At 70.7% G+C, this 14,666-nt stretch carries 14 protein-coding genes and 1 riboswitch; of the genes, 4 read left to right on the top strand and 10 right to left on the bottom strand.

Features of this window, described 5'->3' with window-relative positions; translation table 11 throughout:
- The first annotated feature begins 96 nt into the window (after positions 1-96).
- From ACZ7LV_RS24430 to ACZ7LV_RS24420, 3 genes are all read left to right on the top strand, one after another.
- The gene (locus tag ACZ7LV_RS24430; protein WP_471942152.1) at positions 97-603 is read left to right on the top strand and encodes a GNAT family N-acetyltransferase; all 507 of its coding nucleotides are present in this window, start codon (positions 97-99) and stop codon (positions 601-603) included.
- Positions 604-619: 16 nt separating this feature from the next.
- A riboswitch (cobalamin riboswitch) is annotated at positions 620-796 on the top strand.
- Between the two features lie 124 nt (positions 797-920).
- Entirely contained in the window at positions 921-3,290 is a 2,370-nt protein-coding gene (locus ACZ7LV_RS24425; RefSeq protein WP_471942150.1) for a ribonucleoside-diphosphate reductase subunit alpha, read from the top strand.
- The gene (locus tag ACZ7LV_RS24420; protein WP_471942148.1) at positions 3,290-4,303 is read left to right on the top strand and encodes a ribonucleotide-diphosphate reductase subunit beta; all 1,014 of its coding nucleotides are present in this window, start codon (positions 3,290-3,292) and stop codon (positions 4,301-4,303) included. Before ACZ7LV_RS24425 ends, ACZ7LV_RS24420 begins: the two co-directional genes overlap by 1 nt.
- Here ACZ7LV_RS24420 and ACZ7LV_RS24415 read toward each other — a convergent pair.
- Positions 4,216-4,458 carry a hypothetical protein gene (locus tag ACZ7LV_RS24415; protein WP_471942146.1) on the bottom strand — a complete coding sequence of 81 codons (243 nt, stop codon included), beginning with the start codon at positions 4,456-4,458 and terminating at the stop codon, positions 4,216-4,218. The two genes, ACZ7LV_RS24420 and ACZ7LV_RS24415, sit on opposite strands and share 88 nt — an antisense overlap.
- 93 nt (positions 4,459-4,551) lie before the next feature.
- On the opposite strand from ACZ7LV_RS24415, the gene ACZ7LV_RS24410 reads away from it, so the two are divergent.
- Positions 4,552-5,514: a GlxA family transcriptional regulator gene (locus tag ACZ7LV_RS24410; RefSeq protein WP_471942144.1), complete on the top strand. Its 963-nt coding sequence runs from the start codon at positions 4,552-4,554 to the stop codon at positions 5,512-5,514.
- Positions 5,515-5,529: 15 nt separating this feature from the next.
- On the opposite strand, the gene ACZ7LV_RS24405 is transcribed toward ACZ7LV_RS24410, so the two are convergent.
- The 9 genes from ACZ7LV_RS24405 to ACZ7LV_RS24365 all read right to left on the bottom strand — a co-directional run bounded on the left by ACZ7LV_RS24405 (position 5,530) and on the right by ACZ7LV_RS24365 (position 14,666).
- Complete coding sequence (locus ACZ7LV_RS24405; RefSeq protein WP_471942142.1) at positions 5,530-6,906, bottom strand: bifunctional albaflavenone monooxygenase/terpene synthase; 1,377 nt, start codon at positions 6,904-6,906, stop codon at positions 5,530-5,532.
- Positions 6,903-7,988, bottom strand: a complete 1,086-nt coding sequence (gene cyc1, locus ACZ7LV_RS24400; protein ID WP_471942140.1) for an epi-isozizaene synthase — start codon at positions 7,986-7,988, stop codon at positions 6,903-6,905. Before cyc1 ends, ACZ7LV_RS24405 begins: the two co-directional genes overlap by 4 nt.
- 279 nt (positions 7,989-8,267) lie before the next feature.
- The gene (gene def, locus ACZ7LV_RS24395) at positions 8,268-8,918 is read right to left on the bottom strand and encodes a peptide deformylase (protein ID WP_471942138.1); all 651 of its coding nucleotides are present in this window, start codon (positions 8,916-8,918) and stop codon (positions 8,268-8,270) included.
- Between the two features lie 126 nt (positions 8,919-9,044).
- Positions 9,045-10,025, bottom strand: coding sequence for a tetratricopeptide repeat protein (locus ACZ7LV_RS24390; RefSeq protein ID WP_471942137.1), 981 nt, complete (start codon positions 10,023-10,025; stop codon positions 9,045-9,047).
- Between the two features lie 105 nt (positions 10,026-10,130).
- Positions 10,131-11,369, bottom strand: coding sequence for an HD-GYP domain-containing protein (locus ACZ7LV_RS24385; RefSeq protein WP_471942135.1), 1,239 nt, complete (start codon positions 11,367-11,369; stop codon positions 10,131-10,133).
- A complete protein-coding gene (locus tag ACZ7LV_RS24380; protein ID WP_471942133.1) occupies positions 11,366-12,679 on the bottom strand; it encodes an HD-GYP domain-containing protein in 1,314 nt (437 codons plus the stop codon). The genes ACZ7LV_RS24385 and ACZ7LV_RS24380 overlap by 4 nt, the downstream gene beginning before the upstream one ends.
- A gap of 106 nt (positions 12,680-12,785) precedes the next feature.
- Positions 12,786-13,088, bottom strand: coding sequence for a mycothiol system anti-sigma-R factor (gene rsrA / locus ACZ7LV_RS24375; RefSeq protein WP_471942131.1), 303 nt, complete (start codon positions 13,086-13,088; stop codon positions 12,786-12,788).
- Positions 13,085-13,768 (bottom strand): RNA polymerase sigma factor SigR, encoded by a 684-nt coding sequence (sigR, locus tag ACZ7LV_RS24370; protein WP_471942448.1) that lies wholly within the window; start codon positions 13,766-13,768, stop codon positions 13,085-13,087. Before sigR ends, rsrA begins: the two co-directional genes overlap by 4 nt.
- A 256-nt stretch (positions 13,769-14,024) precedes the next feature.
- Complete coding sequence (locus tag ACZ7LV_RS24365; protein WP_471942129.1) at positions 14,025-14,666, bottom strand: alpha/beta hydrolase family protein; 642 nt, start codon at positions 14,664-14,666, stop codon at positions 14,025-14,027.

Below are 14,666 nucleotides of genomic sequence, written 5' to 3'. Positions count from 1 at the left end.
GGCGTGGCCGCGTGAGCGCGAGCGACCACTGAACGACCCGCAGCGGGCCGCCGACATCGCATGATGCGGCGGCCCGTCGTCGTACACACTGCCGCCATGGACATCGACATCCGCCGCGCGCACCCCGCCGAGTACGCCACCCTCGGTGAGATCACCGCGCAGGCCTACCTCCAGGACGGACTCCTCGACTTCGGCGAGAGCGACGGCTACCTCGGCGAGCTGCGAGACGTCGCCAAGCGCGCGGCCGCCGCACAGGTGCTCGTGGCCGTCGCGCACGAACGCGTCCTCGGCGGCGTGACGTTCGTCCCCTCCGGCGGCCCCATGGCCGACATAGCCGCCCCCGACGAGGCGGAGATCCGCATGCTCGCCGTCGCCCGGGAGGCCCGCGGCCGCGGGGTCGGCGAGGCCCTGGTGCGCGCCTGCGTCGACCGCGCCCGCGCCCTCGACGGCTGCGCCGGGCTCGTCCTGTCGACCCAGCGGACCATGCACGCGGCCCACCGCATCTACGAACGGCTGGGCTTCACCCGCACCCCCGAGCGGGACTGGAACCCCCTCCCGGAGCTGGACGACATCACGCTTCTCACCTACCAGTTGACGCTCTGAAGTCATCGGCGACACAACATATGGGGGTGCTGTCGGCACCCGGCACCAGATGTATGCTCATGCTCGCTGTCGCCGCAGGGGAATCCGGTGCGAATCCGGAACTGTCCCGCAACGGTGTACTCGCGTGCGTCCGTCCCGAAAAGGGAGCGCACGCCGGTTCAGTCCGAGGACCTGCCGACAGTGCGCCCGGCCGTCCGGCCCGGGTGCCCTGACGTCCGGGTCTCGTGGAATGGGCCGGTGGACGCGAACGCCCCTGCGCTCGTGTGCCCTCCCCTGCCCTTCGCGAGGCCCCCGTGCCGAGCGAGGGAGAGCCCCACGTGACCATCGCGCCAGCCGAACCGGCCGCAGCGACCACCGTGGAAGGGGAGACCGACGGACCAGGGACCGCGTTGCTGCGGACCCTCACCGAGCTGACCGCCGACCTCCCCGACGCCGACCCCGGCCGGGTCGCCGCCGCCGCGCTGCGCGGCCGTTCCGCGCGGGCGGACGAGAACGAACTGCGGGAGCTGGCCACGGAGGCCGCCGCCGGACTGATCTCCGAGGACCCCGCCTACTCCCGGCTCGCCGCGCGGCTGCTGACCGTCTCCATCGCCGCCGAGGCCGCCTCCCAGGGGGTCACGTCCTTCACGGAGTCCGTGGCGGTGGGACACCGGGAAGGGCTCATCGCCGACCGCACGGCCGGGTTCACACGCCTGCACGCCGACCGCCTGGACGCCCTGGTCGACCGGGACGCCGACGACCGCTTCGGCTACTTCGGCCTGCGCACCCTGTACAGCCGCTACCTGCTCCGGCACCCGATCACCCGCAAGGTCGTCGAGACGCCCCAGCACTTCATGCTGCGCGTCGCCGCCGGCCTCGCCGAGGACGACACCACCCGGTCGGTGGACGAAGTCGCCGCGCTCTACGGGCTCATGAGCCGCCTCGACTACCTCCCCTCCTCCCCCACCCTCTTCAACTCCGGCACCCGGCACCCCCAGATGTCGTCCTGCTACCTCCTGGACTCCCCCAAGGACGAGCTGGACTCCCTCTACGAGCGCTACCACCAGGTCGCCCGGCTCTCCAAGCACGCCGGCGGCATCGGTCTGTCGTACTCCCGGATCCGCTCCCGGGGCTCCCTGATCCGCGGCACCAACGGGCACTCCAACGGCATCGTCCCGTTCCTGAAGACGCTGGACGCCTCGGTCGCCGCCGTGAACCAGGGTGGCCGGCGCAAGGGCGCGGCCGCCGTCTACCTGGAGACCTGGCACTCCGACATCGAGGAGTTCCTGGAGCTGCGGGACAACACCGGCGAGGACGCCCGCCGTACGCACAACCTGAATCTCGCGCACTGGATCCCGGACGAGTTCATGCGGCGGGTCGACGCGGACGCCGCGTGGTCGCTGTTCTCCCCGTCGGACGTGCCCGAGCTGGTCGACCTGTGGGGCGAGGAGTTCGAGGCCGCGTACCGCGCGGCCGAGAGCCGGGGCCTGGCGAAGAAGACCCTGCCCGCCCGTGAGCTGTACGGCCGGATGATGCGCACCCTCGCCCAGACCGGCAACGGCTGGATGACCTTCAAGGACGCCGCCAACCGCACCGCCAACCAGACCGCCGAGCCGGGCCACGTCGTCCACTCCTCGAACCTCTGCACGGAGATCCTGGAGGTCACGGACGACGGCGAGACCGCCGTGTGCAACCTGGGCTCGGTCAACCTGGGCGCGTTCGTCGTGGGCGACGGCATCGACTGGGAGCGGCTGGACGCCACCGTCCGCACCGCCGTGACCTTCCTCGACCGCGTGGTCGACATCAACTTCTACCCGACCGAGCAGGCGGGCCGCTCCAACGCCCGGTGGCGCCCGGTCGGCCTCGGCGCGATGGGCCTGCAGGACGTCTTCTTCCAGCTGCGGGTGCCCTTCGACTCGCCCGAGGCGAAGGCGCTGTCCACCCGGATCGCCGAGCGCATCATGCTCGCCGCGTACGAGGCGTCCGCCGACCTCGCGGCACGCAACGGGCCGCTGCCCGCCTGGGACCGGACCCGCACCGCCCGGGGCGTGCTGCACCCCGACCACTACGGCGTCGAGCCGACCTGGCCGGAGCGCTGGAGCGCGCTGCGCGAGCGCATCGCCGCGGTCGGCATGCGCAACTCCCTGCTGCTGGCGATCGCGCCCACCGCGACGATCGCCTCGATCGCCGGCGTCTACGAGTGCATCGAGCCGCAGGTGTCGAACCTCTTCAAGCGCGAGACGCTGTCCGGCGAGTTCCTCCAGGTCAACTCCTACCTGGTGCGGGAGCTGAAGGAGCTCGGCGTCTGGGACGCCCGCACCCGTGAGGCGCTGCGCGAGGCCAACGGCTCGGTGCAGGACTTCGCCTGGATCCCCGAGGACGTACGGCGGCTCTACCGCACGGCGTGGGAGATCCCGCAGCGCGGGCTCATCGACATGGCGGCCGCGCGCACCCCGTACCTCGACCAGGCCCAGTCGCTGAACCTGTTCCTGGAGACGCCGACCATCGGCAAGCTCTCCTCGATGTACGCCTACGCCTGGAAGTCGGGCCTGAAGACGACGTACTACCTGCGCTCACGCCCCGCGACCCGCATCGCCCGCGCGGCCCAGGCGCAGCCCCGGACCACCATCCCCGTCCAGGCGGCCACCGACCCCGAAGCGGTCGCCTGCTCCCTGGAAAACCCCGAGTCCTGCGAGGCCTGCCAGTGATGTCCACCCGTACCCAGAACCTTCTCGACCCCGGCTTCGAGCTGACGCTGCGCCCGATGCGCTACCCGGACTTCTACGAGCGCTACCGGGACGCCATCAAGAACACCTGGACCGTGGAGGAGGTCGACCTCCACTCGGACGTCGCCGACCTCGCGAAGCTCTCCCCCGAGGAGCAGCACCTGATCGGCCGGCTGGTGGCGTTCTTCGCGACGGGCGACTCGATCGTGGCGAACAACCTGGTCCTGACGCTGTACAAGCACATCAACTCCCCCGAGGCCCGGCTCTACCTGAGCCGCCAGCTGTTCGAGGAGGCGGTGCACGTCCAGTTCTATCTGACCCTGCTGGACACCTACCTCCCCGACCCGGAGGACCGGGCGGCGGCGTTCGACGCGGTGGAGAACATCCCGTCCATCCGCGAGAAGGCCGAGTTCTGCTTCAGGTGGATCAACGAGGTCGAGAAGCTGGACCGCCTGGAGTCCACGGCGGACCGCCGGCGCTTCCTGCTCAACCTGATCTGCTTCGCCGCGTGCATCGAGGGCCTGTTCTTCTACGGTGCCTTCGCGTACGTCTACTGGTTCCGCAGCCGGGGTCTGCTGCACGGTCTGGCGACCGGCACCAACTGGGTGTTCCGCGACGAGACCATGCACATGAGCTTCGCGTTCGACGTGGTGGACACCGTCCGCAAGGAGGAGCCGGAGCTCTTCGACGACCAGCTCCAGCAGCAGGTCACCGACATGCTGCGGGAGGCCGTCGAGGCCGAGCTGCAGTTCGCGCGCGACCTGTGCGGTGACGGCCTCCCGGGCATGAACACCGAGTCGATGCGGCAGTACCTGGAGTGCGTCGCCGACCAGCGCCTCACGCGCCTCGGCTTCGCTCCGGTGTACGGCTCCGAGAACCCCTTCTCCTTCATGGAGCTCCAGGGGGTTCAGGAGTTGACCAACTTCTTCGAGCGGCGTCCCTCGGCGTACCAGGTGGCCGTGGAGGGCACGGTCGACCTGGACGAGGACTTCTGATCCTCCTTCTGCCTGCGCTGGTCCTGGGCCTCCCGGATCTCGCGGTCGACGCGCCGGTCGTGCGCGATACCGATGAGAGAAGGGAGGACCATGATCACGAAGAGTCCCGCGACGGCCAGCATTCCGATGAGTGCTTCGATCTGGTTCGTGTTCATGGACACCACTCTCGCGCCGGACACTCCTTACCGACAGTGGCAGGACTGCCGTAGACCCTCGATTTACTGCCACCACTGAGGCACACTGAGGGCATGCTGCAGAACGTGGCCGCGGTACTCATCGACGGCGTGAATCCCTTCGAACTCGGCGTGGTCTGCGAGGTCTTCGGCATCGACCGGAGCGACGACGGACTGCCGGTGTACGACTTCGCGGTCACCTCCGCCGAGGGGCCGCAGCTGCGGTCCAACGCCGGTTTCTCCCTGCGGGTCGAGCACGGGCTGGACCGTCTGGAGACGGCCGACCTGATCGCCGTGCCGGCCGGCTCGTGCTACGAGACGCGGACCTTCCCGCCGGAATTGCTCGACGCCCTGCGCCGGGCCGTCGAGCGGGGCTCCCGGGTGCTCAGCGTGTGCTCCGGCGTCTTCGTGCTGGGCGCCGCGGGGCTGCTGGACGGGCGGCGCTGCGCCGTGCACTGGCGGCACGCCGAGGAGCTGGAGCGGCAGTATCCGCGGGCGGTCGTAGAGCCGGACGTGCTCTACGTCGACGAGGACCCGGTGATCACCTCCGCGGGCACGGCCGCCGGCATCGACGCCTGCTTGCACATCGTGCGCAAGGAGCAGGGGCCGGAGGTGGCCAACAAGATCGCCCGGCGGATGGTGGTGCCGCCGCACCGGGACGGCGGGCAGGCCCAGTACATCGAGCGCCCGTTGCCCCGGTCGGAGGGCGACGCGGTCGCCGAGGTGCTGGTGTGGATGGAGCGCAACCTCGACCAGGAGGTCACCGTCGAGCAGCTCGCCGCCCGCGCCCTCATGTCACCGCGCACCTTCGCCCGCCGCTTCCAGCAGGAGACGGGGACCACCCCCTACCGCTGGATCCTGCGCCAACGGGTACTGCTGGCCCAGCGGTTGCTGGAAGCGACGGACGAGACGGTGGACGCGATCGCCGGCCGGACGGGGTTCGGCAACGCGGCCGCGCTGCGCCACCAGTTCGTCCGGGCGCTGGGCACCACCCCCCAGGCCTACCGGCGCACGTTCAGGGGCCCGGAGGCCGCCTGAGCGCACCCGCGTCCCTCACCTCGGCACGGGCGTGAGCAGGAGCTTGTTCGGACGGAGCGTGATGCCCACCCGGGTCGCGTCGTCCGAGCCGGGCACCTGCTCGAAGCGGTACTTCGTCGCGACCGCCGCCGTGATCAGCGTCAGCTGGGCCATCGAGAAGTGGTCGCTCGGGCACTTGCGATTGCCCACACTGAACGGACTCATGGCATATTTCGGCACGTCCTTGACGCGTTCCGGAAGCCAGCGGTCGGGGTCGAACTCCAGGTTGTCCCGGTACGATCGCGCATCGCGCTGAACCGCGTACGGACTGTAGATGATGTCCGCACCCGCCGGAATGCGATAGCCACCGAGTTCCGTGTCGGCGACCGCCCGCCGGGTGAGTATCCAGACGGCGGGACGCAAACGCATCGCCTCCACGACCACATTGTTCGTGTGCGTGAGCTTCCGGACGTCCTCGAATGCGACGGGCCGGCCGCCGGTCACGGATTCGACTTCGTCCCGGATCCGGTCGGCGTGTTCCGGATGCTCGGCGAGCACCTGGAGCAGCCACATGATCGTGGAGGCCACGGTTTCGCTTCCCGGGGTGAGTATCGCGACCACCTGGTCGTGGATCTCCTGTTCCCCGATGGGCTCGCCATTCTCGTCCTTCGCCTCCAGCAATGCCGTCAGCAAATCGTCCGGCTTTTGACCGGATGCCCGGCGCTCGGCCACGATCTCGTCGACCAGGAGATGCAAATCGGCCAGCGCCCGGTTGAATTCCCGGTTGGCGGGCAGCGGCAGCCGGTACAGCGGCCCCAGCGGGATCACCATCCGCTGGTACATGCCGCGGAACACGGTGGCGAGCGCCAGGCACAGCCGCTCGGCGCGCTCGTCCATGTACTCGCCGCGCAGCAGGCAGCGGGCCGCGATGCGCACGGCGACCCGGAAGGACTCGGAGGTGCAGTCGACGGTCTCGCCGGGCCGCCAGCGGGTGGTGAGCCCGTGCGCCTCCTCCTCCATGATCGCCGCGTAGGCGGGGATCGCGCCGAGCCGGAACGCGGGCTGGATGGTACGGCGTTGCCGCCGGTGACGCGGCCCGTTGGCGGTGGCCACGCCCTCCTTGCCGAGCAAGCCCTCCAGGGACTCCCACAGGGGGCCGTCGATCTTGTAGTCGGGGCTCAGCGCCAGGGCGCCGGTGAGCTCCGGGGTGGTGACGGCGTAGACCGTCTTGGGGCCGAGTCGCAGCCGGACCACGTCACCGTGGTCGCGCAGCTGGGACATGAAGGCCAAGGGATCGCGCGCCAGCTTCCAGCCGTGGCCCAGAAGCGGGAAACCACCGCCCGCGACGGGGGGCTCCCGCAGTTCCGGGGCCTGCTGCCGGTTCGGGGCCGCGGGTACGGACTCGACGGTCATTTCTCACCTGCCGTTTCGTTGTTGACGTACGGGGGCGTGGACCGGTCGTCCCAGCTGTCGACCATGTAGCGGCCGGACTCGTGGTGGAACCAGTAGACGGAACTGAACCAGTTCCGCATGTTCCCGAGGCAGACGCGCACGGCAGCACTCAATTCCTTTCCGTGTACCGTGCCGTCGGCGAGAGAGTCCGCGAAATGTAATGCCTCGTCCTCGACGACCAGGAATTCCGCGATGCATTCCTCGACGCGCCGCCGCAGTTCGACGACAGCCTCTTCCAGGTTCAGCCCCTCATGGGTGATGAGACTGATTCCGAGATTGTGCACCTCGTCGCCCGCGATTTCCTTGGGCAGTGAGCAGAGGTCGTTGTACCACGCGGCGAATTCCTGGCTCAGCAGCGCCGCCCGCCGATAGGCCGGATGTTTCCGCACCGCGTCCGGAAGTTCCTGTCCGGCACTCGGCTCCAGCAGATCGGTCCATATCCAGTGCGCGAAGGTGAGTCGGCGCAGCGCCAGATATTCCTCGACCGTCGGCACGATCCCTTCGCTCCGGTTGTGGAATTCCTGGTCGTAGGCCTCGATCACCGCGTGGAAGTGCCGGGCGAAGCGCTCGTTCCAGGTCCGGGGCAGGAACGAGAACAACCGCAGCACACTGTCCGCGAACCCCGCCACCAGCGCGTCCTCGTGGTGCAGATGGTCCTCGGGGGAGTCGAGCGCCTCGTGCAGCAGCGCCCGGAGCCGGCGCCAGGCCGCGGGGCGGTGGTGGACGATGTCACGGTCGTGCCGGTCGTCCCAGACGAAGAACCACGCGCTGTAGTCCGCTATCGCCTGCAGGACGTCGTCGGGGGCACCTATGTAGTACCCGGCCATGAGATCGGTGTAGCACAGGCCGTCGGCATATTCCTCAATCTTGTCCGCCGGCATGAGCCGTTTTTCCAGGAGCCAGGTACGGGTCTTCTCCTGGAGCCTGGGCCAATACGGGTGCAATTGCCTGGGAAACGCCGCCTCGATCACCGGAAGAGACAGCGAAGGTGGGACTGCGATCGCGGTCGCGGTCGCTGTGGTGCTGTGTGGGAAAGCAGGCACGAACAAACCCCTCTCAGCCGCCAGTTGGGCACGCCCCTCCCGCTGTGCCGGGCGTGCGCCGTTGCGTAACCCCGCACTTCCCATTCAGCACCACAACTGACCGTTCTGGGAACGGATTTGCTTCATTCACTACCCCACAGTGCCGAGATTCTCCTGGCACCTGACTGGTTCTGGATCACTCAGGGCGTACATCCGATCGAACGTGCGACGGACAGACGAACGGCGCCTGGTCAGGCCGAGAACCTGATCAGACGCCGTGCGTGGGGGTGAGGCGAGGTGTCAGTCGTTGGCGACCACGGGGTAGCGAGGCTCGTTCTCGGCCATCTGCCGCAGCGCGTCCTTGCGTTCCCGCTTGGACAGCCGGTCGATGTAGAGGTAGCCGTAGAGGTGGTCGGTCTCGTGCTGCAAACACCGAGCGAAGTATCCGCTGCCACGGACCTTGATCGGGTTGCCCCGCTCGTCCTGTCCCGTCACCTCGGCGTAGTCGGGACGGGCCAGCGGCATGTACGCCGTCGGCACCGACAGGCAGCCCTCGTTGCTGTCGTCCAGCCGGCGCCGGTCGGCGGGCAGTTCGACGAGCTTGGGGTTGCAGACCACGCCGGTGTGCCGGACACCGTCGTCGTCCGGGCAGTCGTAGACGAACACCTTCAGGTCGACGCCGATCTGGTTGGCCGCCAGACCCACACCCTCGGCGGTGCGCTGGCTGGCGAACATGTCGGCGACCAGCTGCTGGAACTCCTCACCGAAGTCGGTGACGTCCTCGCACTCCTTGTGCAGCACCGGGTTGCCGACCACGGTGATCGGCCGCGAGGTGCCGCGGTCGCGGTACGCCTGCTCGCGCTCCTCGCAGTCCTCCGAGTCGACGACGAAGCCCTCGTCGTCGACGGGGAGCACGCCCGCGTGCTGCTGATCGGTGTCCTGCTGCGCCATGACCGACGTACGCCTTTCTGGAAAAACCGGGGTGTGATGCTGATACAGGGTACGGGGAACGCGCCCTGAGGGGGGCGCGGACAAGTACGCGACCAGCCACGACGGGCCGGCGGCCGGCCGAGGGCCTCAGCACACCTCTTCGAGGTCCCGCCAGTCCCGGGAGTCGGGCGAATCGGCGACCCACCCGTCCAGCAGCCCCCGGACCAGCGAGGCCGGCGCGGCCACCCCGCACTCGCGCTCCGGTACCCACAGCTGCCCGTCCGTACGGTGACCGAGCGGCCCCGGATGCCCGGGCTCGCTGTGGTCGTGCGGGTCCAGATGCTCCCCGTCGCCCTCGTCGGACGGCATCCGTGACTCCGAGCACAGCCGGCACAGCAGCCGCACGGAGGACGACCAGTCCTCCGCGGCGAACCCGGCGTCGGCGGCGAGCTGCTCCAGGGCGTCCCGGTCGGCCTCGCTGGCGGCCTCCAGCAGGACCACCCAGGTGGGCACGGGTGAGGGCGCCCACAGTTCGATCTCGTCGAACACCGGATACGAGTGCCCGGCGGCGGTGGTCCGCTCGCCGTGCGGCACCCCGTCGTGCAGGACGACCTCACCCCAGCGCCGTCCCGACGACGGCAGCGGGATGGACAGCACCTCGATCCGCGCCGGATCCAGCCGACGTCCCCACACCACCTCGGCCTCGCCCTCGGGCGACAGCCGTACAGCCGCGCTGCCCAGGTCCATGCCGAGGGGTTCGCCGGCGTCCGTGGCACCGCCGGGCACATGCAGCCCGTAGGCCTGCCAGGCGCGCCGGGCCAGGGGCCAGTCCTGGAGGGCGGTCGCCGCGATGCCGACGTTCCACCAGTCGGGTGCGCCGGTCTCCCGGTCGAGCAGGGCCACGGCCCGCAGGCCCGCGGCCCGGGCCTGTTCCCAGTCGTGCCGGAACTTGTGCAGCAGCGCCAGGTTGAACCAGGACTCCGACAGCCAGGGTTCCAGGTCGGCGGCCCGCGTCAACAACGCGCCCGCGTCCTCGTAGCGACCGTCCCCGATGAGCGTGAAAGCCCGGTCGGTGGCCTGCCGCCAGGAGGCGGAGGGCCGGTGCCGTCCCTTGCCGAAGATCCTCACGATTCCCGCCTGCCAGTTCCGTGGAGTGGGCTGGCCTGTGCCCCCGGACACCCTCTCCTTCGCATCCAACCACGTGCGGCTGGAGAGGCGCTCATTACCCATGGGTTACCCAGCCGAGGGCAGGGTCAGACCCTCCCTCGACAGCACCCGGGCCAGCGCCTCGACGACCTCCGGAGCGTAGTCTCCCGCGGTCCCCAGCCGCAGTTCCTCCAGCGCGGTGAGCGGCCCGCCGGGGCCCGCGTCCCGTGCCTTCTCCTCGTACGCGTTCACCGCCCGCACGATCCGGGCGGCCGGCGGCTGCTCAGGGTACGGATCCGCCTGCCGCTCGACCACCACGGCGACCTCCGCGTCCACCCCGGTCTGCCGGACCACCGCGCCGCCCAGCAGCGCGATCCGCCGCTGCTCGGCCCCGGGCAGCCCGGCGGTGGCACCGGCCGGCACGGGATCGACCAGGCTGAGCTGCCCGATGTCGTGCATCAGCGCCGCGTACTCCAGCACGGTGAGCTCCGGGCCGGTCAGGCCCATGTCCCGCCCGACGGCCCGGCTGAGCGCGGCGACCCGGCGGGCGTGGCCGGCCGGGGTGTACCCGGCGATCTCGGTGGCGCGGGCGAGTGAGGCGATGGTCTGCCGGTACGTCCGGCGGACGGCGGCGTAGCGGCGCAGGGACACCTGGGTGAGCAGCAGCGGAAGACAGAACACGGGCAGCGCCCAGAGGCCGACGACCGCCACCGCGAGCGCCATCACGGCGCCCGTCGCGCAGACGGCCGACCCGATGCCGAGCATGCGGTGCAGTTCGTCCCGGAGCAGCGGTCCGAAGGGCCAGCCGGTGCGGGAGTACGCCAGCGCGGCGGCGAGCAGGGCGTCGCACAGCGCGGTGAGGGCGAGGACCGCGACGAGCAGCAACGCGTAGGCGGGTCCGTTCCAGTCCGTGAAAGTGCCGCCGTCGTAGAGCGGTTGGAAGCACACGGCGGCGAACCCGACGGTCAGCACCCGCCGGGCCAGATGGTCGACCACGGGCCCGCGCCCGCGCGCGATGTTCGGCACGCATCCGGCCAGCGAGGCGGCGAGCACCACACTGACCACCTGGGCGACCCCGTGGGCACCGGGCCGCCCGGCGACCTCCCCGAGCAGCGCGTACGACAGCGCCCCGGCCGCACCGAGCGGCGCCGCCTCCCGGGTCCGCGGTCCCGTCCAGCGGGTGAGCTCCCCGAGGGCGACGAACACGCCGAAGGCCAGCGCGACGCCGCGCTGTTCGAGACCGGTCCAAAGGGTGACTGCGAGACAGCCGGAGGCGAGGAGCGCGGCGGAGCCGCGGATCAGGGGCAGGGCCCGGCCGCGGGTCAACGGTTCGCCCCCGCCCGGCTGGAGACCGGCGGGTGCGGTGGCGGGACCCGGCGGGAGCGCCCGCCCTGGGCGGTGACGACGGGGTCCCACCCGGACCGCCGTACCACCCGCGCCAGCGCGTCGACCATCACCGGGTCGAACTGCCGCCCCGCGCACCGCTCCAGCTCCTCCAGTGCCACGGAGACCGGCCGGGCCCTGCTGTAGGACCGGGTGGAGGTCATGGCGTCGAACGCGTCGGCCACCGCGACCACCCGCGCGGACTCGGGGATCTGCGTCCCCACGAGCCCGTAGGGGTACCCGCTTCCGTCCAGCCGCTCGTGATGATGCAGTACGGCGGCCCGGGCCTCGCCGAGGAAGGCGATCCCCCGCACCATCTCGTGCCCGTACTCCGGATGGAGCTCGATCACCCGCCGCTCCTCGGGGGTGAGCGGCCCGTCCTTGCGCAGCAGCCGCGTGGGCACGCCCAGCTTCCCCACGTCGTGCAGGATCCCGGCGAACCGCAGCACCTCGACGCGTCCGTCGTCCATGCCCAGCTCGCGCGCGATCAGCATGGAGGCCTGCCCGACCCGTTCGCTGTGCCCGCGTGTGTACCCGTCCTTGATGTCGACGGCCTGCACCAGCGCTCTGATGGTCGCCTGGTGGGCGCCCCGCTCGCGGTGGTACTGGACGAACGCCCACCACGAGACGCCCATCGGCAGCAGCACGAGCAGCGCGGCCACGGGTCCGTAGGGGCTGCGCCACAGCACGGCCATCATCAGCCCGGCGAGCCCGTGCACGCCGACCGGTGCCAGCGACCGCAGGAAGAGGCCGCGCCAGGCCCGCCGCGCCGGGACCCGCTCGGCGACGACGAGGATGCCGCCGTCGAGCACGGTCTGCACCGCGCAGAAGGTCAGCACCGCGGCCGCGGCCGGCCCGAGCGCGTGCGGGACGTCGGGCGCCACCACGGCGTCGCGCCCGCCCAGCGTCCAGAACACCCACCCGGCGGCCCACACGGTCACGACCAGTTCGGCCGCCCGCCAGATCCGTCGCAGGACGACGGGACGCCGCTCGACGGGTGCCGGCAGCGCGCCGGTCAGCGCGACCAGCGCGGCGGCGGGCGGGGGCAGTACGAACACCGCGGCCAGCAGAACCGGGTAGAAGGTGCCGGGGCAGCGCCTGCGGGCGATCCACTCCCCGCCCGCGTACAGGACGGCGAGCAGGGTCGTCGCCCACCAGGGCGTGCGGACCAGGGGTGGTGGCAGCAGGCAGACCAGCGCGCCGAGCACGACACAGGCCACGTACGCGCGTGCCCGTGCCGGAACCGCCTCCATGAACGACGCCCTCCCCCAGTCCCGTGCCTGTCCCAGGCTTCGGAGCCTAGGACGGTCGGGAGGAGGCGCGGGCGGAAGGCCGGCGGATTAACGCATTCGGGTGACCCTACGACTCCTGCGGAGCGGCCGCCACGTCGTGCTCGGGCACCGACTGCCCGGAGCGGATGAGGTCGAGCCGTCCCATCACCTTGGCGCGCAGGTCGGCGGGCACGTCGTCATGACCGCAGCACCGCTTGACCAGCTTCTTGACGGCCTGCTCCAGGCCGTACTTCTCCAGGCACGGCGAGCACTCCTCGAAGTGCTGCTGGAACTTCTCGCGATCGAGGTCCGGCATCTCGCTGTCGAGGAACTCGTACAGGTGGTCGAGTACCTCACTGCAGTCCGTCTCGTGCGGCTCTCCGCAGCTCATGAGCCCGAGCCTTTCGCTTCGTTCGACTCTCCGGCGCCGGCCGGGACCAGCCCGCGCTCGCGGGCGTAGTCCTCGAGCATGCCGCGCAACTGACGACGACCCCGGTGCAGCCGGGACATCACCGTACCGATGGGTGTCCCCATGATGTCCGCGATCTCCTTGTACGCAAAGCCCTCTACGTCCGCGAGATACACGGCGATGCGGAATTCCTCGGGGATGGCCTGGAGCGCTTCCTTCACGTCGGAGTCGGGCAGGTGGTCGAGCGCCTGCGACTCGGCGGAGCGCAGCCCCGTCGACATGTGCGACTCGGCGCGGGCGAGCTGCCAGTCCTCGATCTCCTCGGCGGCGCTGCGCTGGGGTTCGCGCTGCTTCTTGCGGTACGAGTTGATGAAGGTGTTCGTGAGGATGCGATACAGCCAGGCCTTGAGGTTGGTGCCCTCGCGGAACTGGTGGAAGGACGCGTACGCCTTGGCGTACGTCTCCTGCACCAGGTCCTCGGCATCGGCGGGGTTACGCGTCATGCGCAGCGCCGCCGAGTACATCTGGTCGAGGTATTCGAGCGCGTCCCGCTCGAAGCGCGCACTGCGCTCCGCGGTCGTCTCCGCGCCGATGCCCTGGCCCTCGGGCAGCTCCGCCTGGCCGTTGTCGGTCCCTGCGTCGTTACCGGTGACCGGACCCACCTCCTCGGGAATCTGGGCAGGCCCGAAGCCGGTCCCACCAGAATCGGAGGATAGACGACGATCCGCACCCGCCGCCGCTCGAATGGGGGCGGTCTTGGCCGCGTGCAGCACCGTCCAGTCCAGGTCAGCACGGCTGCCACGGCTCGGGCAGAAGGTCGAACCCATGCGGCGGACTTCCTCTCCTACGACGTCGGTGCTGGTCATCAGCACTTCTGTCCGCCTCAACAGTGGCCGGGTTCCCGGCATTCCCGGAGCGTCACCCCAGTGACCCGGTCCACCCGAGCACCGCGTCGGTGATGATCGCGACAGCTTCCTCCTGGCCGATTTCCGCCCGTTTCGGCACGGCGAAGCCATGATCGCCGTAGGGCACCTCGACCAGCTCGTGGTCGCCGTCCGGGAACTCCCGCGGCCTGCCGAACGGGTCGTTCCCGCCCTGCACGACGAGGGTGGGCACCCCCGCGCCGAGCAGTTCCGCGGCGCGGGACCGCTCCGGCTTGCCCGGCGGGTGCAGCGGGAAGCTGAGCGCGAGGACGGCCGCCGCGCCCAGCTCCGTCGCCGTGCGGCAGGCGACCCGGGCGCCGGCGCTGCGCCCGCCGGAGACGACCGCGAGCCCCTGGGCCGCCAGCGTGGGCCAGATCCCGCGCCAGCCGGCGTCCAGCGTCCTCGGCGCGGGCGCCAGCTTCTTCCCGGCGACCCGCCAGGGCTGCTCCACCCGGGCCACGGTCACCCCGTGCGGGGGCAGGGCCTGCGCCAACGCCTTGAGGTCACGGGCCTCGATGCCGCCGCCGGCGCCGTGGCCGACGGCCAGGACGAGCCTGGCCCCCCGCGGCCGGTGCCAGGTGATGCGGGCGGTGCCCACCTCGGTCTCGACCGTCTCGTCGGTCACTTCTGGACTCAC

This window comes from Streptomyces sp. NPDC107562, assembly GCF_055657325.1.
The sequence above is the reverse complement of the archived record's forward strand: the minus strand, read 5'-3'. Positions and strand labels throughout refer to the sequence as shown.